Origin of the sequence: Colwellia piezophila ATCC BAA-637, assembly GCF_000378625.1 — a bacterium.
Classification (GTDB): domain Bacteria; phylum Pseudomonadota; class Gammaproteobacteria; order Enterobacterales; family Alteromonadaceae; genus Colwellia; species Colwellia piezophila.
In genome coordinates, this window is record NZ_KB905171.1 from 114,841 (window position 1) to 136,958 (window position 22,118).

Genomic DNA, 22,118 nt, shown 5'->3' on the forward strand with positions numbered 1-22,118 from the left:
TAGGTCTTAGGTCTTAACTTCAGCTGAATATTTTAGCCAAAGCAAGCGGGTATTCTCGTTGCGCTGCTAATTCCATGGCTCTATCACTTACTTGTGCTTCACTGCATTGTTGGCTGACAGGAAAGTAATGCTCTGTTAAATAACAGCCAAGCTCTGCAGCCGATATTAAATCACAAGCCACTAAATCCGCTAAAATAGCATCCGCGGCAGCGAGTGCAGAGGAGGCTTTTACAATCTCAGTACGGGCATAGTGTTTACCATAAAAAGACACATCGGCGGCGCGTAAATCAGCATCTTCACCCGGAATTTGTTGGGCACCAAAGAGCGGTTTTGCTGCTGCTTCGGCGCTACTAAAAGCCGGAATAAATTGCGCAATATGTTCAATTGAGCCCAGTGTTCTATGGCTTATTAATTGCTCTGGCCATTGTTTATCAATCTTTTCGATAAATCGTTGTGCTAATTTCGGTTGGGCACTGGTATCACAACTGGCCACTAAGCCTTGATCAAATAAGGTAATATCTTGCGTCATGCCATGCAGCTGAAAATAACCCTCTGGGTACGGCGTTAATTGCGCCATACCTTGTGGTGTGCCACGCTCACCATAGAAAACCACTTCAGGCCATAAACCTTCACATTTAGCCCAATGCGCAACATAAGCGGCTTTAAATTCCACCATACGTTTACGCTTAGCACTTACCATGTCATCAATTTCACCACTTTTAAAACCACAAGCATTAATGACATAGTCAAAGTGATTACACTCAATAGCTTGGCTTTGTTGGTGCTGAGTGGTTACCTGCCAACCTAAACCATTTTCAGGTTGAGTAATGTCAACCACTTGCCGATTAGTTTGTAAGTGACAACTGGGTAAAGCCTCGATGGCTAAACTGGCAATGGCGGCAAAACGAAAGGCTGACAATCCATATTCTTGCACCATCAGTACCGGGAATTTCAGGCTATTTAAATCTACATGTTGAGCAAAAGCGACTAACCAGTCACTGTCTTTTTTAGCAACGGTTGGTAAAGGTAAATCAACTAAGGCTTCAAGCTCAGTGCGAGAATAAAAACGAAAATAGTTTTCCGGCTCTCCGAGCACTTTATTGCGAACATCGGCTTTAACTAGTTCGCTATATCTTGCTCGTAGTTTTTCTAGGCGGGGTAATAAATCTTCCGGCTGGCCGTGATCCGTTTTAGGTAGTGCAATAACGGTTGGTCGAACGTTAACGCTCTTCGGATAAACTTTTACTGTGTCGATTGATTGCTGCAACAACGTCAGGCACTGCTCATCACAAATTTCACGATACAAGTTACCCCCCGCATGTAAATGACAAATGGGTGGGCCATTAACTAAACTCGGGCCTTTTTCTATCAAGGTAGTGTCTAAACCCAACTCAGCAAAACGTAAAGCGATGGTTGAGCCGGCTACACCGCCACCAATAATAGCCACTTTAGCTTTTGAACTTAACCGTGGTTTATGCAATTTTGAAGAGTTATGTGCTACAGATACTTTAGTCATCAAGGTTATTAAGTAATGCTTTCATATCGGGTATTTTACTTGGATGTACGCTACTTGCGTAGGGGGTAATGCAAAAAAGTGCTATTAACTTGCGCTTTTCTTTTTACATGCTAAAAAGTCAGTACATTTAATCGCGTTATTTTGCCCTATGAGCTAACGATTGCTGTTGATTGAAACGTGTTATACAGGCATTACAAACACAGCTTATGCCTTTCAATTCAGCGGGTATTTGAGCCAACAGTGCTGGCGGAACTTGGATGTTCAAACACCAACAGCCCTGCTTAGCATTCACATCACAGCGATTACTTTGTTCGCATAACGGGCAAATACTGTCATTATCTGGTTTTACCATAACTTGTCTGCTTTAGAGGTGAAATTATTGGCGCTTATGATACGGGTAAAATCACCCGTGGTGTTAATTATAGAAACTAAAACTAACCTTGTAATGAAATTTTTAGCCAACTACACGGTCTTTTAGATCAGAACCCAATACAGACTGTAACCCAAGTGAACAAGATAATTAATTTCAAAACAAAGCGTAAAATACGGATAGTACTGCTTTCACTACTATTGTTATTAACGAATAAAGCTTTTGCCAACACAAGTATTAATGTAGGCCCTACTTTAGGTAAACAAGCGCCCGCCATTACGGCTATCAATACACTCCAGCAGCTTGTTAACATCAAACAACTCAGTGGTGAGCAAGGTCTAATAATCCTATTTTTTCGCTCTGCCGATTGGTGCCCATTTTGTAAAAGACATCTCATTGAGTTGAACAATCAAGCTGAAGACTTTATCCAATTAGGTTATGGCTTAAGTGCAATTTCTTATGATAACACTGATATTTTGAAAAAATTCTCAAAGCAACAAAACATCAGCTTTCCCTTATTATCAGACCAAAATGTACAAACGATGTCAGCCTACAACATTCTCAATAAAGAATATTCACTAGGCGATGATAATTACGGTATTCCGTATCCAGGCGTAGTAGTCATTGATAACCAAGGCAATGTGATTCATAAACATTTTTTCAAAGGTTATAAAAAACGCGTCAAGTTTAACGAGCTGTATCGACAACTAAAGAAGGGGCTTAAGTGAAGTTCTCTTGCTTACTAATACCCATTCCAATAAGCACCCTATGAATTTGCTGTTATGGGTATAAACCACTATCAATAAAAGCTTGAGTGAGCTGCTGATATAACTGTTCTATTGTCGGTCGCTCACTAATATTATCAAAAAGTGTCGTATGCACTTTCGCTTTTACCCGCTCAGTTTTATCTGATAATTGATAACACAAGTTCACCGACTTAATGATTTCTTCTAAGATGACATCAACAAGAATGAAGGCTTGCGCTAAGACGATTCTACCGCCGCCCTTTTTTAAGATTACCCGCTGTGCTGTGCCGACAACCTTCTTACCCTTAAGGTTGATATTATAGTCGCCATCACAGTATGAGAATTCAGTCGCGTGCGCTTGACTCACTAAGTTAAATTGCTTGAAGAAGTCATGTAAGACTGAGCATAGGTTTTCATAGGCTAGCGGTATCGAGTAGGGTTTTTCGTGTTGCCAAAGATATAAATGCGATAAATTAATCACACCCGGGCATTGCGGCACTGGAGCACCGCCAGTTTTTCGTGCCTGAAGTAGCCAGCTATCCGCTAATAAGGTTTCTTTAAGTAAATCTGACTCTGGCCATTTTTTACCCGCCGGTAATACTAAGGTAGCCTGCTTAGCTTGCCAAAGTATTAGGCATTGTTTGAGTTCACCCGCTTGAATCTGTGCAACAATCTGGGTCTCTTTTTCAAATACATTAGCAACCGATATATGCTGGTAACGTAGGAGTTTATTGCTAATCATTAAGATTTCTTATCTTGTATCAATAGTGTGTTGGTTGCGACGTTAAGAGTCTTCTTCGTGCATTTGACCGTCAATTAGCATCAATTTCTCCGCATACTTTACATCATGTTTTACCAGGCTATAACTGCCATCAAACATATTTTCTAAAAAGATACTTTCGCCCTTCTTAGTGCGTAGTTGATTTAATACTTCTTGTGGAAGTTCCACGCCTACGCCCGTACCAACTGCTTGTATTTTAAGTTCAATCATAATAACACTCCAAAGTAATTGCCATACATATAATACCAAACGAATTGGCATTATATGCTTTCGTATAACTCACTCTTAAAATTATAGTTGCTTATTTTATGCTCACCAATATTGATTATTTGGCCATATTATTAATATTTTCAACATAGCCACTACCTACAAAGTATAAACACCTCCGCGCATAATAATGAATACATTAAGCACCTTCTTCGAGAGTAGTACTAGTGTCTAATATCGTATTTTTCTGTAGCATACTTAACAAGTATTTTATGATGAACACCAATAAAAACAAAGCTTAACATTGGTAAATAGTGGCATTTATTCAAACAATCTGCCTTGTGCTTTTATCTTTTAGCAGCTATATAATTAAAGCGAATAATAGTTCTTTTCATATAATAATTCGTGAAAATATACGCTGTATTAGCTTAATGCTATAAAACTCAGTAGTGCTATTGACCATAAGTAACAAGTTAATCAACAACATTAAGGGTAAAACATGAAGACAAATATTATTGCAATGGCGCTCGCCACAACCTTAATACCGTTAACGGCCTGTGCTGGCAGCGGTCACGATAATGTTTCGGACAAGGTCATTGAAAAACAACGCGCTATGTTAGAAAAAAATACTGATGGCAAAGGTTTTGGCCCTCAGTCACCACGCGATATTGATAACATCAAAGGCTCCAATGCCCGAGATTTTGGTGCTGCGCCAGCATCTACTGCGATGAACTTATGTAATATTCATTTCCATAAAAATGCCGAACATAAAGGTGGCGAGTTTAGTCAATACGCTGGCAATGGCGATGGTCATGGTTTTCTAAGTGGTTATGTTTATTCTGGCAAGTTGAGCTCAAGTGAAAAGCAAGCAACCAAATCAGCAATATGCCCAAGTAAGCACGGTGCCTTAAACGCTGGTGATACTATTGAAGTGCATTATGTTCATTCAACCGCACAAATAATGCCTGGCCCTACTTTAGGTGCGTGCTTAAGCGACTCAATTGGTAACCCACAATTGCGTGTTGAAACACAAGTTTATGTTTTAGTGAATGATAGTAAGGCTTTAGATTTTAATGAATTAACTAAACACGGTGTTAAAAATGGCTACCAACAGGCATTAAACATTCCGAGTAATACTGGCTCTGCTGTTCAATATATCGGTTCAACCACTGGCCCTGGTTACAATGAAAAAGGCTCACCGTTGCAAGTTTCATGGAGTGTTCGTCCACAAGTAGCTAAAGTTAATATCGAAACGGTTGGTGATTGGTGTAAAGGTAATGTTTTTAATGAAGATCACGCCCATGGTGTCAGAAATCTGGTAACGAATCCTAAGTTATTATCAGCAATGTAGTTCTAACTTTTATTACTGAAAACACTCGCTATCATGGATTTGTACTGATGTATTTTCCTGATAGCGAATACCTGCCCTCTTGACTCGCAACAAGCTAGTTAAAGAACTCTTTTTAACGTTTGTTCACCGATTAAATGTTCACTCATTAGTTGCACAAACATAGCATAATCAAGAACAGAAAGTCACTTATAGTACTTGCCACTAGCCGCTAATGGCAAGTAGGACTGGTAGCAATAAAAACCCGCTATTGTCCTACTACTGAGTTGGAAAAATATTACTTTTCCAACACTTGATAAAGTGCGGTCATACCGGCAGCGATATGATCATTAACATGACAGTGATACATCCAAGTACCCGGATTATTAACCGTCATATCTAAGGTTTTCATCGAAGCTGGCAATAATTCAACTACATCGGTTCTATGACCATTGATCAAACCTGTATGACCATGCCAATGCGGGGTATGTAAATCCACTTCTGTACCTAAAGCAATTAAATGCCAACGCACTTTTTCACCCTCAACCATAGTTAAACCCGGTAAGTTAGCAAACAGATAACCGTTAATCATATGCATTAGATTACCTTCAACAAAATCATCATCTTCAGTGATGTTTTCGCTAGCTGGCGTGGTCAGATAATTTTTAATGTTATCAGCTAAAAACCAACTTTCATTTTCATTCATCACGGTATAAAGATTGATAAACTCACGGTCAACATCTTTAGGCGAACCATCGGCCTTAGCCATACCTTTAGCAGTAATAACAATAGCGCCAATCAGGCCGGTATTAGAATCTCTGATGCTGTTAACGTGAGAATGATAAACCCAAACTACCGAGCTAGTATCTGCCGGCCCTGGACCTGCCGTATCTGGTACTTGCCAATGATAAGTATAAGTTTGTCCTGGCATGACTCGATCATCGATTATATCTTTACCCGAGGTACCGTCGTTGGTCGGAGAGCCTTCATTGGCCTTGTTGTAAAATACGCCGTGGGGGTGAATGGTATAAGGACGGGTGCCGTTATTTTTAAAGACAACTTTGATGGTATCGCCAACTTCTGCGCGAAACAATGGCCCCAATAAGCCCAGATGCTGCTCACTGGCTGGTCGTACTTTTAACTGGCTAAAAGAAGCATCGGTATATTCACGGTAAAGTGCTTTTTTATACTTGCTACCGATGGTATTTTCACTGGCTTTAACAAAAACTTGCTGCGCTGCCATTAACGGCATATCCATCATTAAATTATGATGCTTTTCTGCATATTGCCATTCAATTTCGTCGGCGGCGACATAATAAAGTCGCTCAACAGCAACGGATTGAAAAGAAAGCAAAGTTGCTAAAATCACGGTTAAACGACAAAGAAAAGATCGGAGGGTATTCATCTATTTATACTGCTAATGGATAAGAATTGCCTCCATAATAGCAAATGCGAATGATTACCAATAGTACTTTATAGGCAAACTTTGTTTATCTATACCATATACCAAGTACATTAATTAATTGACCACTTAGCGAGAATTAAAAGGCTTAAAGGCAAGGCATTGATTGAAAAGAAGGGTTATTCAGGAGAATAAGCTCAGGAGAATGTGCATCCTGCATTCTCTAATAACACCATCCATATAGCGTCCTTTTCGAAATTAATAACGACGTATGTAGGCCTTTGCCTTTTATTAGGTACTCGCCCTTTGGGAGTTTATTAGCGAACCAATAACTACTCAAAATTAAAGAAATATAGAATAACTATGTTTAAGTGATTTTTCTTGTTCTAAACTCGCTAATACAACTCTAAGTTGATCAATCTATTAGTGTAATTGGTATTAGCAAAAATCTGTTCAAAATCAGCGACAGCTTGTTCTGGCGTTATGCCGAGTGATTGTTCCGCTTCAGTTATTGCAGTGACTACGGCAATGCTGTCGACACCAGTGGCAACCACTTTAGCTGCACGTTCAAGGGTAATGCCGCCAATAGCAACCACAGGGATCTGCTGTTTTTTATTTTCAGGACGTAAAGCTAATACTTGTTTTAAGTTATCTAAGCCTTGAATTTGTCCGGTCATGTCTTTGGTTTTTGTCGGGAAAATTGCGCCTATGGCTAAATAAGACGGCTGTAATTGTTGCGCTAATATAAACTCATAACAACCGTGGGTGCTAATGCCTAGACGTACGCCAGCTTGTTGAATCGCACTTAGATCGGCATCCTGTAAATCTTCTTGACCAATATGCACACCATAAGCGCCATGTTTTATCGCTAGCTGCCAATAATCATTGATAAACAAACGAGTACCATAGTCTTTCGCCAACTCTACCGCTTTAATGATCACTTGTTCTAATTCATCTTGGCCTAAGTTCTTCACCCGTAACTGAATAATTTCCAAACCTAGCGGCAATAATCGTTTTAACCAATAAAGTGAATCAATAACAGGATAAAGACCGAGTTTTTTTCTGTTCAAATCAAGCGATTCAAAGGCAGGTAAGTCTTGATATTGCAAGCTTAAATCATCAACAACTTTTGCAAAGTGTGGCGCCATAGCTGTTGGAGTATGCGGCCAACCTTGCTGTTCAAAGGCACCGTAATATTGATGCTGTTGTGATGCACTCATTTCAACACTAGCTGACAAACCTTGATTGATAAAAGCTTTGGTTAGCATAAAGGCATCACGCATTAGATAACCTTGGGCAAGGAAACTAGATAAGGCAGTGGCAAAACTACAACCACCACCATGGCTATAGTTTGTATTTATACGCGGCGAACTGAGTTGATAATCAATGCTTTGATGCAGTTTTTCTTGGTTGTCTTGTTTCTCTTCGCTAAGCTGGTTAAGTTGGTGATGACAATAATCACTCACTAGGCCATCGTCATTATTACTATGACCCCCCTTAATGATAATGCTGGTAATGGCAAAGTTTTGATAGATTTTCTTTGCAAGTTTTTCTGCTGCTGTCTCTTGGGATAACAGCGCTAAGCTGTGTGCTTCCATCAAGTTAGGTGTTATCACGTCAACTTGTCGCAACAAGGGGGCTAGCTGATCTAAAGTAAAATAACTAAAACTACCACCAACACTGGCCTGACCTACAGGATCATAAACCACAACCAAATTACTATCAGCTTGCTTGGCTTGTATTACTATTTGTCTTAACCATACTACTTGCTCAACATTAGCGACTAAGCCAATTTTGATAACCGATGGCGGCTTGTCAGCAATTAACACTTCAAACTGTTGCTGTAAAATATCAATAGGGACTGGGTTTACTGAGATTAATTTCGAAGAATTTTGCACGGTATTAGCCGTGATCAAATGACAGACTTCAACCCCTAAGCCATGACCCGTTTTAATATCAGCAGCAATGCCCGCACCACCAGAGCAGTCACTGCCCGAAATAGTCCAGATTATTGGTTTTCGTATTATCATAATGAAGCCTGATATAGTTTTATTCAAAAGTGTGAATGTGACATTGCATTTATTATTACGAAAAAACGCGGTAAATATATCCCTATACGCTTAACTTATTCATCCCTGAATAAGATATTTTTCTACATAAAAAACTACATGTCGCATCACAAAATGTCTCTTCAATTCCGTACTTTCTACAATCTAAGTAAATAAATAGCTTAAAGGCTAAGTTAGTTGATGCTAATGCAAGGCGAATACGCGGAGCCTAGTTTACTAGGTGAGCATCTTCAACGCCGCAGTAGCGTTAAATAACGACGAATTTATTAGCTATTTCGAGGCAATGAGTACATCTGACGCCTTAATTGTGTACTACAAAAATAAGCAGTTTAACTCACGATTGGTGCCAGAACGGTGTATCTAATGTCGGCGTTGAAGGATGGGCGGTCTGTCTTTGCTGCATTATACCAGCAACATAACCTTGTTCACCGGCTTGCAACGCCAGACCAAAGGCTTTTGCCATCAATACCGGGTTATCTGCCAATGCCACGGCACTATTTAACAACACACCGTCATAACCCATTTCCATAGCTAAACAAGCATCGGAGGGCTTGCCAATACCGGCATCTAAAATTAAGGTAGCATCAGGTAAACGTAAACGTATAGTTTCTAAATTATACGGATTCATCAGTCCTTTTCCTGTGCCAATTGGCGATGCCCATGGCATAATCACTTCACAGCCTAAGTCATAAAGTCGCTGGCATAACACCAGATCGTCAGTGCAATAGGGCAGTACTTTAAAACCGTCTTTTATCAACTGTTCTGCCGCATGCAATAATTCAATAGGGTCTGGTTGCAAGTTATAATCATCGCCAATAACTTCTAATTTCAGCCAGTCCGTTTTAAAAATTTCACGACTCATATGTGCCAGCGTTACCGCTTCTTTCGCTGTTTTACAGCCGGCAGTATTTGGCAATAAGTGCCCATCAGTTTGTTTTACTATTTCTTGTAAATAGTGCCAAATTTGTTGACCCGACTTTGCAGCTGGATTTTGTCTTTTTAGCGACAACGTCACCACTTGTGAACCACTGGCTAAAATCGCTTCTTTCATCACTTGTGGTGACGGATATAAAGCACTGCCAATAAGCAAACGACTAGCTAAGTTTTGTCCGTAGATATTCAATGACATTAAACTTAGCCCCCCTGAATAGGTTGTAAGACATCAAGGCTATCACCATTTTTCACCATGGTAGTGCCGTAATCGGCTTTACCGACAAAATCACCATTAAGTGCCACGGCGAAAGTACTTTGTTGCGGTTCAATAAAGTATAAAGTTAACGCTGAGCTAACACTGATATGTGTTTCATGACTTAGGGGGTAGGCTTTTCCGTTAATATGAATATTCATAAGATGACTCTTTTTTATTTATGCTCACTGCCTTCTCTACAGGTAACAGGTCAGCATAAGGTAAAGGACTATTAGTAGAGTTTAGTTGATTGGCAATAACCGCAAGTGTTTGTGCCAATATAACAGGGGCAATTAAAAAACCGTGGCGAAACAAACCATTTACTTGAATCAGTGAGTCTTGCACGGTAATTTTAGGCTGATTATCACTAAAGGCTGGCCGACATTGACTAACGTGTTGACGGATTTGTGCTTCAGCAAACCCCGGATGCACGCTATACGCAGCACTGAGTAATTCCATTGCTGAGCGCACGGTCATAGGTGAATTATCATCACTTTCAATTTCCGTTGCGCCAACCACATAAAAGCCTTTGCCCTTTGGCGCTATATACAGCTGATATCTTGGATGCATTAAACGTACTGGCCGAGAAATATTGACGTCAGGTGCAAACAGTTGAAAAAGCTCACCTCGTACCGATCTTAAATCTGCCAAAGGCGCACAACTACTATTACTATTTTTACTGGCTGCCCCCGTGCCACGACAATCAATCACTAAATCAAAACGCTGGTTATGCTTACTGCCACCTTGCAAGTAACTTACCGTGCTGCTCTCTTTACTGGTCTTGATTGCAACAACTTCACACTCAGCTAACCACAGCAGTTTATTGCCACTATTATTGCTCGAAGATGTCTGCTGACCTTCTTTTTCAAGTTGCTTACGCAGTGCCACTAACAAACGGCGATTTCCTAGTTGACCTTCTTGTGGCAGGTACAAACCTTGATTAAAACTTCGGCCTATTTCAGGCTCCAGTGCTAATAACGCTTGTCGGTCTAATCGGTGTAACTCTTGCTCTGGATAATTATTGCTAAGGTGTCTAACAAAACGTTGATAGTCACCTTTGTCTTGTTCATGACTTACCATGATGGCGCCAGTTTGTTGGAAAAAGGTATGTTCATCCAAGCTGTCGAGCAACGTTGGCCATAAACGTAATGACTCAAAACCCATACTAACGATATTAGGGTGACAATGCAGTGATTCACCCAATGGCGTTAATAAACCAGCAGCAGCATAGGCTGCACTGTTATGGGCGAGTCTATTATCTTTATCAAATAAAGTAATAGTTCCGCTTTCGGACTTTTTGTCGTCAGGCTGTTCTCCTCGAAGCTGTTCACCTCGAAGTAATGAAAGAGCGAGTAATCGCCCCATCAATCCTGCGCCAACAATGGCAATGTTCATGGTTTATCTGCAACCTTTTTATATGAGTAAATACTACGTCAGTGTTGCTGTCATCCCCGAAGTCTATTGTCGGGGATCCATAACTGCAAACAAGTAGTTAAACTGAAATAAGACCATGGATTGCCGACAAGACAACTCGGCAATGACAAGGTTAGCTAATCAGCGAGTTGGTATATTTCGCTACCCGCTGCTTTAAATTCAGCGGACTTTTCTTGCATCGCTTTTTCAATAGCTTCGTCAGACGTTATCGTTATTGTCTCATCAAGCAATTGAATTTTTATGGCGTTTTTATCAAGATTGGCAGCATACTCACGTACTTCTTGTGAAATTTTCATTGAACAAAATTTCGGTCCACACATAGAACAGAAATGCGCTACTTTGCCCGACTCTTGTGGCAAGCTTTCATCATGGTAAGCTCTAGCGGTTTCAGGATCTAAACCAATATTGAATTGATCATACCAACGGAATTCAAAACGCGCTTTAGACATGGCATTATCACGAATTTGTGCGCCAGGATGACCTTTAGCTAAATCACCAGCATGAGCAGCAATTTTATAAGTCATCAAACCTTCTTTTACGTCTTCTTTGTTCGGTAAACCTAAATGCTCTTTTGGTGTTACATAACAAAGCATGGCACAGCCGTACCAACCAATGTTAGCCGCACCGATACCCGAAGTAATATGATCATAACCTGGGGCGATATCTGTAGTTAAAGGCCCTAAAGTATAGAACGGTGCTTCGCCACAATGTTTGATTTGCTCTTCCATATTTTCTTTAATCATATGAAGCGGTACGTGGCCTGGACCTTCTATAATGACTTGTACATCATGCTGCCAAGCAATTTTAGTTAACTCACCTAACGTATGTAATTCAGCAAATTGCGCTTCATCATTGGCATCGGCTACTGAGCCTGGACGTAAACCATCACCTAAAGAAAATGACACATCGTATTGTTTTAAAATTTCACAAATGTCTTCAAAATGGGTGTAAAGAAAGTTTTCTTTGTGATGCGCTAAACACCATTTCGCCATAATTGAACCACCACGCGAAACAATACCAGTGACACGTTTAGCTGTCATAGGTACATAACGCAGTAAAACGCCGGCATGAATAGTGAAATAATCAACACCCTGCTCTGCTTGTTCAATTAAAGTATCGCGGAATATTTCCCAAGTTAGGTCTTCTGCTACGCCATTTACTTTTTCAAGTGCTTGATAAATAGGTACTGTGCCAATAGGTACTGGCGAGTTACGCATGATCCATTCACGTGTTTCATGAATGTTACGGCCAGTAGATAAATCCATTACCGTATCTGCGCCCCATTTTGCTGACCAAACCAGCTTTTCCACTTCTTCTTCAATAGAAGAGGTTACTGCTGAGTTACCAATATTGGCGTTAACTTTAATTAAAAAGTTACGACCAATGATCATAGGCTCACATTCAGGGTGGTTTATGTTTACTGGAATAATGGCGCGACCGCGAGCCACTTCATCACGGACAAATTCAGCGGTAATTTGTTCAGGAATACTGGCACCAAAAGATTCGCCTTTATGTTGCAGCAGTAAGGTTGCATCTTTCACTTCTTCACGTTTTATGTTTTCACGAATGGCAATGTATTCCATCTCTGGGGTAATAATACCTTGGCGAGCGTAATGCATTTGCGTAACATTTTTACCTTTTTTTGCGATGCGCATTTGAGGTAAATTTTCAAAGCGGATACTGTCAACACCTTCATCGGCAAGACGTTGTTGGGCGTATTCAGAGCTAGTAGAAGTTAATGGCTCGACATCACCACGGGCATCTATCCAGCTTTCACGTAAACGTGGAATACCTTTGTGCACATCAATTTTGACATTTTCATCGGTGTAAAAACCCGAAGTATCATAAACACATAAAGGTTCATTTTTCTCATAAACGGCAGTATCTTTACTACCACTAATTAAGGTATCAGATAAGGTAATTTCACGCATACCCACTTTAATATCGTGGATTTTACCTGATACATAAACTTTTTTGGAATTAGGGAAAGATTGGTCGGAAACATTTTTTAAGAATGCTTCTGCCGCTGCACGTTTTTCACGTCTGCTTGGTTTTTTTACTACTTTATCAACATTGGTTGAATTGGACATGGTCGCACCTTGTTTTTGTTTTTCTTGTTTTATTCCCAAAATAAGGACAATAAAAGTAAGAAAAAAATAAAAATAGGCGGAGTTTTTTTAACTATTTCATAGTTAAAAAAGAGGCAAAAAGAGGTTGGAAAAAATTAAGGTTACAGGACTTAATCACTCTCTCTTGTTTCCTACGCAGATATTAATCTGATCAGGTTTTACGGATCCCGCTTTCGCGATCTCAGCCTTTGGCACTCCGACAAGTGTGCGCTTACTCATTCTTTTAACGGGTTAAGTAAGCACAGCTAGATTCTAACGTGAGCTTAGCGGTTAGTGCAAGTCCTAAAATAATAAGTACTACAAAGCAGACCACTGACAAAGTAGAGAAAAAATAACCATTGCCTCTATAAATAAGCTAGGTAAGATGAGCAAAATTCTTACCATGAAGCTACCTTATGATCACAATATTCTCTGCTGCAAAATTTAAGACTATTCCCTGGAAAAACGGCTTAGGCCACACCACTGAATTAGCCATTAGCGATGGTGGTAATTTAGATGATTTTGATTGGCGACTGAGTATTGCTAGCGTGGTAAATGACGGTGATTTTTCAAACTTTGCTGGTTATCAACGTAATTTAATATTGATCGAAGGTAACGGTTTAATACTAGATCACCGCAATGGTGATGTTGATAAGCTAACGAAATTGCTTGATATTTCTCATTTTGATGGGGCAAGTAAAACCCATGGCGCATTAGTGAATGGCGGTATTAAAGACTTCAACATTATGACCAAGCAAGGTAGCTTTGCTGCACAAATAGATACCTACCCCGCTAAAAAACAAGTCTCTTTATCACCTAACTCTGGTACTTTAGTATTCGCTTATAGTTTATCTGGCGATATGACTATTGAGCACGATAAAAATACTACCAATGTAACTGAAGGCGCTTTAGTTCAACTTGAAAATCAAGCCGATAACCAGTCCGCTATAACAATTACTGGTGAGAACATGATAATAATTCAACTGACTGAGTTACAGTAACCAAGTTACTATAACTCAGTTAATAAATCCGCATACACAAGTAAAGCTAAGCTAAATTGGCTCATATTAATTGACCCAGATACTGGCTACAGCCATAACAAATTAACCCTAAGGTAAAAAGTGTAGTGAATAAGAATAACACCCTAGTATTTATTACCTTAGCGTTTGGTTTTATTTTATCAACCTTGTTCAAGCCTTATCCACTTAGCTGGGCAGTGAAAATACTACCGATATTATTACTGATTGCCATTACTTGGCAGCACACCAAACGTTTAACCGCCCCTGAGCAGTCTAATTCGACTTATTATTTTCTCTTCGGTTTACTCTTTTCTGCCTGTGGTGATTTCCTCCTAGATTACAACACACATGATTGGTTTATTTTCGGCTTAGGTGCTTTTTTTATTGCACATATTTGTTATTTAATTAGCTTAAAGCCTTTCAATAATTTACCTATAGTTAATAAAAAACCGCTTATTCTCACTACCTATGTCGGCTTTGCGGCACTGATGTTTATATTGTTTATTGATGGCTTGGGTGAGTTATTTATTCCGGTATTAGCCTACATGGTAGTGTTATTACTGATGGCACTGGCAACCGTCTTTAGTCACAGGTCTACTTTATGGTTAGTGTTGGGGGGGATTAGTTTTGTGCTCTCAGATTCATTAATTGGCTTTGATAAATTCAATAGCGCTATCTTGCACAGCCAACTTTGGGTGATGGCTACCTATTACTTCGCTCAATATGCTTTAGTTAAAGGCTACCTGCTCTCTTTAGACAAAAATAAGTAGCCTTTTTTATCTAGGCAACATGAGTATTTACTTAGATAAATTACCCAGCACTTTCAACCGACAGGGCTAGCTTAGGAATACCATGAGCGGGAGTCCATCTTTTAAACTCAACAAAACCATGGCTCTGGTATAAATTTATTGCCGGTATATTTACTACTGCAGTTTCGACAATCGCTGTTGAATAAGAAATAGTCTCTAACACGTAACTTAATAATTTACTGGCGATACCTTGTCTAAAATAATTTGGCTCAACCGTTAAACTATCAATTTCTAAGCGCTTATCGACTATAACAACCTCTATAACTGCAGTGAGAGCGTCATTTACAATAAAACCATAAAAGTCTGTTGCTGAATTTTCTATCGCTTTAACACTACGTAAAAGTGGCGGAAAATCAGCAGACCCTATAAGTTGAGCTTCAACTTTATAAGAATTTTGAAAAACAGAAAAAATTTTCTTTGCCACTTCTTCATTCGAATTATCAAGTTTTTTTATCATACGACGCCTAGCCTCGAAATTTATCTTACGCTTTAATTGACCCGTCACAGGTGAGTGACGAGCAAGTAAAGTAACATTAAGTTTATCCAATTCAGCAGATGTTGACGAACCCCCTCATAACTAATTATAGGGATTTCTCAGAAAGCTCCATCCAATAATTTTTATTCAATTGACATTAATACCCCATATCCTCATCGCTTTAGTAAATACAAATAGAGCGTTTTTGTTAGCACTTGGCTATGACTCAGAAGCTTTCGTAAAACCTGCTACAAGCTTTATTAGCTTTATCGACAACATGAGGTTGCCATTTAAAAATAAAAAAATCAGTGATAATTCCCCGATAAGTAAAAGCTTGCCTTTAAAACGATCCTGTATATACTAACAGTAATACTGTGTAAATTTACAGGTTTAAGCTATGATAGATTCAACAACTGAATTGCGCCCGCTGACTAAGCGACAACAACAAATTTATGATTTAATCAAAGACAAAATCAAAGACACGGGCATGCCGCCAACGCGCGCTGAAATTGCCAAGTTTTTTGGTTTCAAATCAGCAAATGCCGCTGAGGAGCACTTAAAAGCCTTAGCGAAAAAAGGCTATATTGAAATGCTTCCCGGTACTTCTCGTGGTATTCGTTTAGTGGAAGAGTTTTTAGAACCCGAAGGTTTACCACTTATTGGCCGTGTTGCTGCCGGTGAACCTATTTTGGCGCAAGAACATATCGAAGAGCATTATAAAATGGATGGTAATTTATTCCATCCAGCCGCAGATTACCTGTTACGTGTTAATGGCGAAAGCATGAAGGATATTGGTATTTTAGATGGCGATTTGCTTGCTGTACATCAAACCACTGATGTACAAAATGGCCAAGTGGTTGTGGCTCGCGTAGAAGACGACGTCACCGTAAAACGTTATAAACGTGAAGGCAATATTGTTTATTTACATGCTGAAAATGAAGATTTCCCTCCGATAAAAGTCGATCTAAGCACTCAAGAGTTTAATATTGAAGGTATTGCCGTTGGCATTATCCGCAGTGGTCGTTGGATGTAAGCTGTTAAAAATCTATTCAAGCTAATGTTATTTATTTCTCAATTAATTAAGTTAATAAAATAACAACCGCCATAATTACTGTGAGCCATAATCAAGGTGACAGTCGTTGTGGCTTTTTTTGTTTCTGCACCCTCAATAAATTCTGCCATACTTTTCTATTCTTTTTTTATCTTCTAGTTAAATATCCCAAAAGCTACTTGCAGCAAAGCACACGCCAACATTAGAGCTATTACTCCATTGAATTTAATCGTTTTTTTATAATTACTTCACTATAAAATATTTGACCTAGATCAAAATTTAGCGTAATTCTAGTAACAGTAACGCATACAAAACGAACACTTTACCAATTCAATTAAGTTATTTCCCACTCAGCGAGAATTAAAAGGTTTATAGGGAAGGCATTGATTACAGAGAATGGTTTTTCCCTTCTCAAAGTCAATAACGCAACATATACACCTTTTAAAATTCGCCCTTGGGAGCTTATTTGGGAAACAATTAACGGCACAAATTTGTTTGATTTAGAATACTAGACCATCACAAATTTTATTTGTTCTTGCTTCCCAAATATAGCTCTGAGTTAGGAATAATTCATTTGAATCGGTAATCTAAGAATAAAAAGACGTCGATGCGCTGATCCTGTCACACTAATTAATTAGTGCCATACCTGATTATTTTTCACGTCGGTGATACACCTGATCTCGGGGTTAATACCTAACGGTATAACTTAATTCGCCATTAATTGATCTACATCGCGAAGCCGTGGCTAAACCGAACTCTTGTTAGTTCAAGTTGATAACAATAATAAAAACAACACAGATATTCAGTTCAAGAATTATAAAGTACATTGCTGTACATCTGTTCTCTATGATTAAAAAAGAGGAGATGCCGTGTGGGGAAACATAAGTTATTTTGGCTAGTATTGGTAAGCCTGTTTACCAATTCAGCCTGGGCAGAAATGCAGTTAAACCTGACTAAAGGGGTTACTGCCGTTAGCCGAGATGTATATGATTTACACATGCTAGTGTTATACATTTGTACCGCCATTGGCGTCATAGTGTTTGGCGCTATGTTTTGGTCGATGGTTTTTCACCGAAGATCTAAAAGACCAAAACCTGCTAACTTTCATGAAAGCACTAAGGTTGAAATATTATGGACGGCAATCCCTGTTGTCATCTTAATCGCCATGGCAGTACCGGCAACCCACACCTTAATAGCCATGGAAGATAACACTAATTCTGATGTTACGATTCAAGTTACCGGCTCTCAGTGGAAATGGCATTACAAATACTTTGATCAAGGTATCGAGTATTACTCGGTACTTTCAACGCCACGCGAACAATACCAAAATCAACAAGGCGCTGGTGCTCCTAAAGGTGAGCACTACCTTTTGGAAGTTGATAAACCACTGGTTATTCCTGCCAATAAAAAAGTCCGCTTTTTAATTACCTCTGACGATGTTATCCATTCTTGGTGGGTACCCGCCTTTGCTGTTAAACAAGATGCGAACCCAGGTTTTATTAACGAAGCATGGACTAGGGTTGATGAACCCGGCATTTATCGCGGCCAATGTGCTGAGCTATGTGGTAAAGACCATGGTTTTATGCCCATTGTGGTTGAAGTAAAATCTGCTGAAGATTATGAAATTTGGCTTAGCGAACAACAGCAACGAGTTGCTCAAGCAGCCGAAGCTGAAAAAGCGTCCTTAAGTGCATCAATGTCTAAAGAAGAGTTAATGCAATTAGGCGAAACTACTTACACTGCTTACTGCTCTGCATGTCATCAGCCAACTGGCTTAGGCTTGCCACCTGCCTTCCCGGCCTTAAAAGGTAGCCCAATAACGACAACAGGCAGTGCCAAAGAACACATTAATATTGTCTTTAACGGTAAAGCGGGTACCGGTATGCAAGGTTATGGTAAGCAATTAAGTATGAAACAACTTGCTGCTGTTGTTACCTACGAGCGTAATGCTTGGGGTAATAATACCGGTGATGTCGTGCAAGCATCTGATGTTAAATCTGCGGTTGAAAACCCTTCTGCTGAAGGTACAGCACCAGAGGCAACGGCACCCGTAGTGATTGAGACCATCGTTGAAGAAACAGTAGAGACAATAGCTGAAGAAACACCCGTAGAAGATTTAGCTAGAGTATATAGCCATGATGAATTAATGACTATGGGCGAAAAAGTCTATATGAAAGCTTGTGTTGCTTGTCATCAACCGACAGGTACAGGCTTACCTCCTGCATTTCCTGCGCTTAAAGGCAGTGTAATTGCAACGGGGGATATCGCTGTTCATTTAGATATGGTGCTTAACGGTAGTAAGACCAATGCAGCCATGGCTGCTTTTGCTAGCCAACTAACCAAAACCGAGATAGCTGCCGTTGTAACCTATGAGCGTAATGCTTGGGGAAATAATACCGGTGATTTAGTACAACCTGCAGCTGTTGATGCTGCTAGTGCGAAGTAGGGGGATATAAAATGACTACAGACGTGATAGTACAAGATTCGCACGACGAACATCATGATGACTCACATGAACATGGGAAAATGACCGGAATAAAGCGTTGGCTTTATACCACCAACCATAAAGATATTGGCACCTTATATTTGTGGTTTGCTTTTATCATGTTTTTAACCGGTGGCGCGATGGCGATGGTTATCCGGGCTGAGTTATTTCAGCCAGGCTTACAGCTTGTTGAACCAGACTTTTTTAATCAGTTAACTACCGTACATGGCTTGATCATGGTGTTTGGCGCCATTATGCCTGCCTTTACCGGTTTTGCTAACTGGATGTTACCTATGATGCTCGGCGCGCCAGATATGGCTCTGCCTCGGATGAATAACTGGAGTTTTTGGATTCTGCCTTTTGCCTTTGCTATTTTGCTTGGCTCATTCTTTATGGAAAGTGGCGCCCCGAATTTCGGTTGGACCTTCTACGCACCGTTATCAACAACCTATTCTAATGGTAGTACTGCCTTCTTCGTTTTTGCCGTGCATATCATGGGTATATCTTCCATTATGGGCGCCATTAATATTGTCGTTACCATCATGAATATGCGTGCCCCAGGCATGACTTATATGAAGATGCCGTTATTCGTCTGGACCTTTTTTATTACCGCTTATTTATTAATTGCGGTGATGCCGGTACTCGCCGGTGTGGTGACCATGTTACTGACCGATACCTATTTTGGCACCAGCTTTTTTGATGCCGCCGGTGGTGGTGACCCGGTGTTGTTCCAACATATATTTTGGTTCTTTGGTCACCCTGAAGTGTATATTATGATTTTACCGGCCTTTGGTATCGTCTCTACCATCATTCCAACCTTTTCTCGTAAACGGTTATTTGGTTATACTTCGATGGTTTATGCCACTTCATCTATTGCCTTTTTATCGTTTATCGTTTGGGCACATCACATGTTCACCACCGGTATGCCACTGTTCGGTGAATTGTTCTTTATGTATTGCACCATGCTCATTGCGGTACCTACTGGCGTGAAAGTATTTAACTGGGTAGCAACGATGTGGCGCGGCTCTTTGACCTTTGAAACACCGATGCTGTTCTCTATCGCTTTTGTGATTTTATTTACCATTGGTGGCTTCTCAGGTTTAATGTTGGCAATGACCCCGGTTGATTTTCAATATCATGATACTTACTTTGTTGTTGCTCACTTTCATTATGTACTGGTTACTGGCTCACTATTTTCTATTTATGCCGGCGCCTATTATTGGTTACCCAAATGGACCGGCCATATGTACAACGATACGTTAAGTAAATGGCATTTTTGGTGTTCATTAATTTCTGTCAACTTACTATTTTTCCCTATGCACTTTTTAGGCTTAGCGGGTATGCCACGTAGAATTCCAGATTATGCCCTGCAATTTGCCGATTTCAATAAGTGGGTCAGTATTGGTGGTTTTGCCTTTGGTTTATCACAATTGATTTTCTTAGTGGTAGTGATTAAATGTATTCGTGGTGGTGAAAAAGCGCCGGCGAAACCTTGGGATGGCGCCATAGGTTTAGAGTGGACGGTGGCAAGCCCAGCGCCTTATCACACTTTTAGCACACCGCCGCCACAAGCAGATATTGATCAAGCTGATCAGCACGAGCACTAAGCTTTATGAGCACAGATGACCGCAAGAATGACAGCCAACATGGCAGCAAAGCTAAGCTAGCACCTGACAAAAATAATGACGGTAGTAGTGCTAGTGCTAACAACACAAAAACAGTAAAGAAGTTACTGTTAGTGGTTGTTGCTATGTTTGGCTTTGGCTTTGCGCTAGTGCCTTTGTATGATGTTTTTTGCGATATCACCGGCTTAAACGGTAAGACTAATAGCACAGCGGTAGATTATACCGCGACGGGTATCGATGAATCGCGAACAATAACAGTGCAATTTATTACCCGTAATGCCAAAGGAATTCCATGGCAGTTTGAGCCAGTGATTAATGAAATTACTGTTCACCCAGGCGAAATTAAAGTGGTGTCCTTCTATGCAAAAAATAATAGCCAACATGACATTATCGGCCAAGCAGTACCATCGGTATCACCGGGTTTGGCCGCCAATTACTTTCATAAAATTGAATGTTTTTGCTTTACTCAACAACCACTTAAATCATTAGAGGATGTTGAAATGACATTGCAATTTTATGTCGATTTAGACTTACCCAAAGATATCAATACTTTAACTTTATCTTACACCTTGTATGACATAACCGAGAAGTCGTCATAGGGTTCACTAAAAAGGGATAGAAAATGACTAACAAAGAATACGAAAGTTATTACGTACCCAGCCAAAGTCACTGGCCAATAGTTGGCGCAGTAGCATTATTTATGATCGCCTTTGGTGCCGCTAACTATGTTACCGATTTATCAAAAGACCAAAGTGGTTATGGCGGCTATTTACTACTCGCTGGCATTGCCTTAGTCATTTATATGCTGGTCGGTTGGTTTAAGGATGTTATCAGAGAATCATTAGCGGGTAAGTACTCACACCAAATGGATAAATCATTTCGCCAAGGCATGAGTTGGTTTATCTTTTCTGAAGTGATGTTTTTTGCGGCATTTTTTGGCGCCTTATTGTATTTACGGGTGTTTTCTGTGCCCTGGTTAGGTGGCGCAGGTAATAATGCGGCAACAGGAGCCGTACTTTGGCCAGACTTTGTTGCCCAGTGGCCGTTATTAAGTACACCTGACGGTACCACGACCACCGCTATGGGTTGGTATGGCTTACCGCTAATTAATACGGTTTTACTGATGACGTCTTCCGTTACTGCCCACTTCGCCCACAGTGCTTTACTTAATAATAACCGCAAGGCTTTAAAATCCTGGCTTGGCCTAACCATCATACTGGGTGTGGCTTTTATCTGTTTTCAAGTTCTAGAATACTCACACGGCTACTCTGAAGAAATGCGCCTCTTTCTCGATAGCGGCGTTTATGGCAATACCTTTTATCTGTTAACCGGCTTTCACGGTATGCACGTCACCTTGGGTTGTATCATGTTGATTGTCATGTGGTTCAGAATTTTAAAAGGTCACTTTACCCCAGAAAATCACTTTGCTTTTCAAGCCGCAAGTTGGTATTGGCATTTTGTCGATGTGGTTTGGGTAATGTTATTTGTCTTTGTTTATATTTTATAAG

At 40.0% G+C, this 22,118-nt stretch carries 20 protein-coding genes and 1 riboswitch; of the genes, 9 read left to right on the forward strand and 11 right to left on the reverse strand.

The features are described 5' to 3' along the window. Nucleotides 1–19: 19 nt before the first annotated feature. Together F580_RS0118595 and F580_RS0118600 are read right to left on the reverse strand one after the other, a co-directional pair. Entirely contained in the window at nt 20–1,516 is a 1,497-nt protein-coding gene (locus F580_RS0118595) for an FAD-dependent oxidoreductase (RefSeq protein WP_019029257.1), read from the reverse strand. 136 nt (nt 1,517–1,652) lie between these two features. Next, nucleotides 1,653–1,868: a cysteine-rich CWC family protein gene (locus tag F580_RS0118600; protein ID WP_019029258.1), complete on the reverse strand. Its 216-nt coding sequence runs from the start codon at nt 1,866–1,868 to the stop codon at nt 1,653–1,655. Nucleotides 1,869–2,023: 155 nt separating this feature from the next. Here F580_RS0118600 and F580_RS25680 point away from each other — a divergent pair, with 155 nt between their 5' ends. After that, nucleotides 2,024–2,614, forward strand: a complete 591-nt coding sequence (locus F580_RS25680; protein ID WP_026301532.1) for a peroxiredoxin family protein — start codon at nt 2,024–2,026, stop codon at nt 2,612–2,614. Nucleotides 2,615–2,666: 52 nt separating this feature from the next. On the opposite strand, the gene F580_RS0118610 is transcribed toward F580_RS25680, so the two are convergent. Continuing rightward, nucleotides 2,667–3,374 (reverse strand): lipoate--protein ligase family protein, encoded by a 708-nt coding sequence (locus F580_RS0118610; RefSeq protein ID WP_019029260.1) that lies wholly within the window; start codon nt 3,372–3,374, stop codon nt 2,667–2,669. Nucleotides 3,375–3,416: 42 nt separating this feature from the next. Then, the gene (locus F580_RS0118615) at nt 3,417–3,674 is read right to left on the reverse strand and encodes an AbrB/MazE/SpoVT family DNA-binding domain-containing protein (protein WP_019029261.1); all 258 of its coding nucleotides are present in this window, start codon (nt 3,672–3,674) and stop codon (nt 3,417–3,419) included. A gap of 445 nt (nt 3,675–4,119) precedes the next feature. On the opposite strand from F580_RS0118615, the gene F580_RS0118620 reads away from it, so the two are divergent. Next, nucleotides 4,120–4,971, forward strand: a complete 852-nt coding sequence (locus F580_RS0118620; protein ID WP_019029262.1) for a delta-class carbonic anhydrase — start codon at nt 4,120–4,122, stop codon at nt 4,969–4,971. Between the two features lie 274 nt (nt 4,972–5,245). On the opposite strand, the gene F580_RS0118625 is transcribed toward F580_RS0118620, so the two are convergent. From F580_RS0118625 to thiC, 6 genes are all read right to left on the reverse strand, one after another. Then, nucleotides 5,246–6,352 carry a multicopper oxidase domain-containing protein gene (locus F580_RS0118625; protein ID WP_019029263.1) on the reverse strand — a complete coding sequence of 369 codons (1,107 nt, stop codon included), beginning with the start codon at nt 6,350–6,352 and terminating at the stop codon, nt 5,246–5,248. 392 nt (nt 6,353–6,744) lie between these two features. Further along, nucleotides 6,745–8,379, reverse strand: a complete 1,635-nt coding sequence (gene thiE, locus F580_RS0118630; RefSeq protein WP_019029264.1) for a thiamine phosphate synthase — start codon at nt 8,377–8,379, stop codon at nt 6,745–6,747. 373 nt (nt 8,380–8,752) lie between these two features. Next, nucleotides 8,753–9,547: a thiazole synthase gene (locus F580_RS0118635; protein ID WP_019029265.1), complete on the reverse strand. Its 795-nt coding sequence runs from the start codon at nt 9,545–9,547 to the stop codon at nt 8,753–8,755. Nucleotides 9,548–9,552: 5 nt separating this feature from the next. After that, the gene (gene thiS, locus F580_RS0118640; protein WP_019029266.1) at nt 9,553–9,765 is read right to left on the reverse strand and encodes a sulfur carrier protein ThiS; all 213 of its coding nucleotides are present in this window, start codon (nt 9,763–9,765) and stop codon (nt 9,553–9,555) included. Next, nucleotides 9,749–10,999 (reverse strand): FAD-dependent oxidoreductase, encoded by a 1,251-nt coding sequence (locus F580_RS0118645; RefSeq protein WP_019029267.1) that lies wholly within the window; start codon nt 10,997–10,999, stop codon nt 9,749–9,751. The genes thiS and F580_RS0118645 overlap by 17 nt, the downstream gene beginning before the upstream one ends. Before the next feature lie 155 nt (nt 11,000–11,154). Further along, nucleotides 11,155–13,128, reverse strand: a complete 1,974-nt coding sequence (gene thiC / locus F580_RS0118650) for a phosphomethylpyrimidine synthase ThiC (RefSeq protein ID WP_019029268.1) — start codon at nt 13,126–13,128, stop codon at nt 11,155–11,157. A 150-nt stretch (nt 13,129–13,278) separates the two neighbouring features. After that, a riboswitch (TPP riboswitch) is annotated at nt 13,279–13,376 on the reverse strand. 186 nt (nt 13,377–13,562) lie between these two features. Between thiC and F580_RS25685 the strand changes: the two genes are divergently transcribed. Beyond that, nucleotides 13,563–14,147 (forward strand): HutD/Ves family protein, encoded by a 585-nt coding sequence (locus F580_RS25685; RefSeq protein WP_019029269.1) that lies wholly within the window; start codon nt 13,563–13,565, stop codon nt 14,145–14,147. A gap of 125 nt (nt 14,148–14,272) precedes the next feature. Continuing rightward, the gene (locus F580_RS24985; protein WP_019029270.1) at nt 14,273–14,935 is read left to right on the forward strand and encodes a lysoplasmalogenase; all 663 of its coding nucleotides are present in this window, start codon (nt 14,273–14,275) and stop codon (nt 14,933–14,935) included. A 40-nt stretch (nt 14,936–14,975) separates the two neighbouring features. Here F580_RS24985 and F580_RS0118665 read toward each other — a convergent pair whose 3' ends face one another. Next, entirely contained in the window at nt 14,976–15,431 is a 456-nt protein-coding gene (locus F580_RS0118665) for a GNAT family N-acetyltransferase (protein WP_026301534.1), read from the reverse strand. A gap of 436 nt (nt 15,432–15,867) precedes the next feature. Between F580_RS0118665 and lexA the strand changes: the two genes are divergently transcribed. From lexA to F580_RS0118695, 5 genes are all read left to right on the forward strand, one after another. Next, the gene (lexA, locus tag F580_RS0118670; protein ID WP_026301535.1) at nt 15,868–16,482 is read left to right on the forward strand and encodes a transcriptional repressor LexA; all 615 of its coding nucleotides are present in this window, start codon (nt 15,868–15,870) and stop codon (nt 16,480–16,482) included. Between the two features lie 889 nt (nt 16,483–17,371). Then, on the forward strand, nt 17,372–18,946 hold the full coding sequence (gene coxB, locus F580_RS0118680) for a cytochrome c oxidase subunit II (RefSeq protein WP_019029273.1): 1,575 nt from the start codon (nt 17,372–17,374) through the stop codon (nt 18,944–18,946). Nucleotides 18,947–18,957: 11 nt separating this feature from the next. Beyond that, nucleotides 18,958–20,592 carry a cytochrome c oxidase subunit I gene (ctaD, locus tag F580_RS24990; protein WP_019029274.1) on the forward strand — a complete coding sequence of 545 codons (1,635 nt, stop codon included), beginning with the start codon at nt 18,958–18,960 and terminating at the stop codon, nt 20,590–20,592. A 5-nt stretch (nt 20,593–20,597) separates the two neighbouring features. Beyond that, nucleotides 20,598–21,209, forward strand: coding sequence for a cytochrome c oxidase assembly protein (locus F580_RS0118690; RefSeq protein WP_019029275.1), 612 nt, complete (start codon nt 20,598–20,600; stop codon nt 21,207–21,209). A 23-nt stretch (nt 21,210–21,232) separates the two neighbouring features. Continuing rightward, nucleotides 21,233–22,117 (forward strand): cytochrome c oxidase subunit 3, encoded by an 885-nt coding sequence (locus tag F580_RS0118695; protein WP_019029276.1) that lies wholly within the window; start codon nt 21,233–21,235, stop codon nt 22,115–22,117. The last annotated feature ends 1 nt before the right edge of the window (nt 22,118 follow it).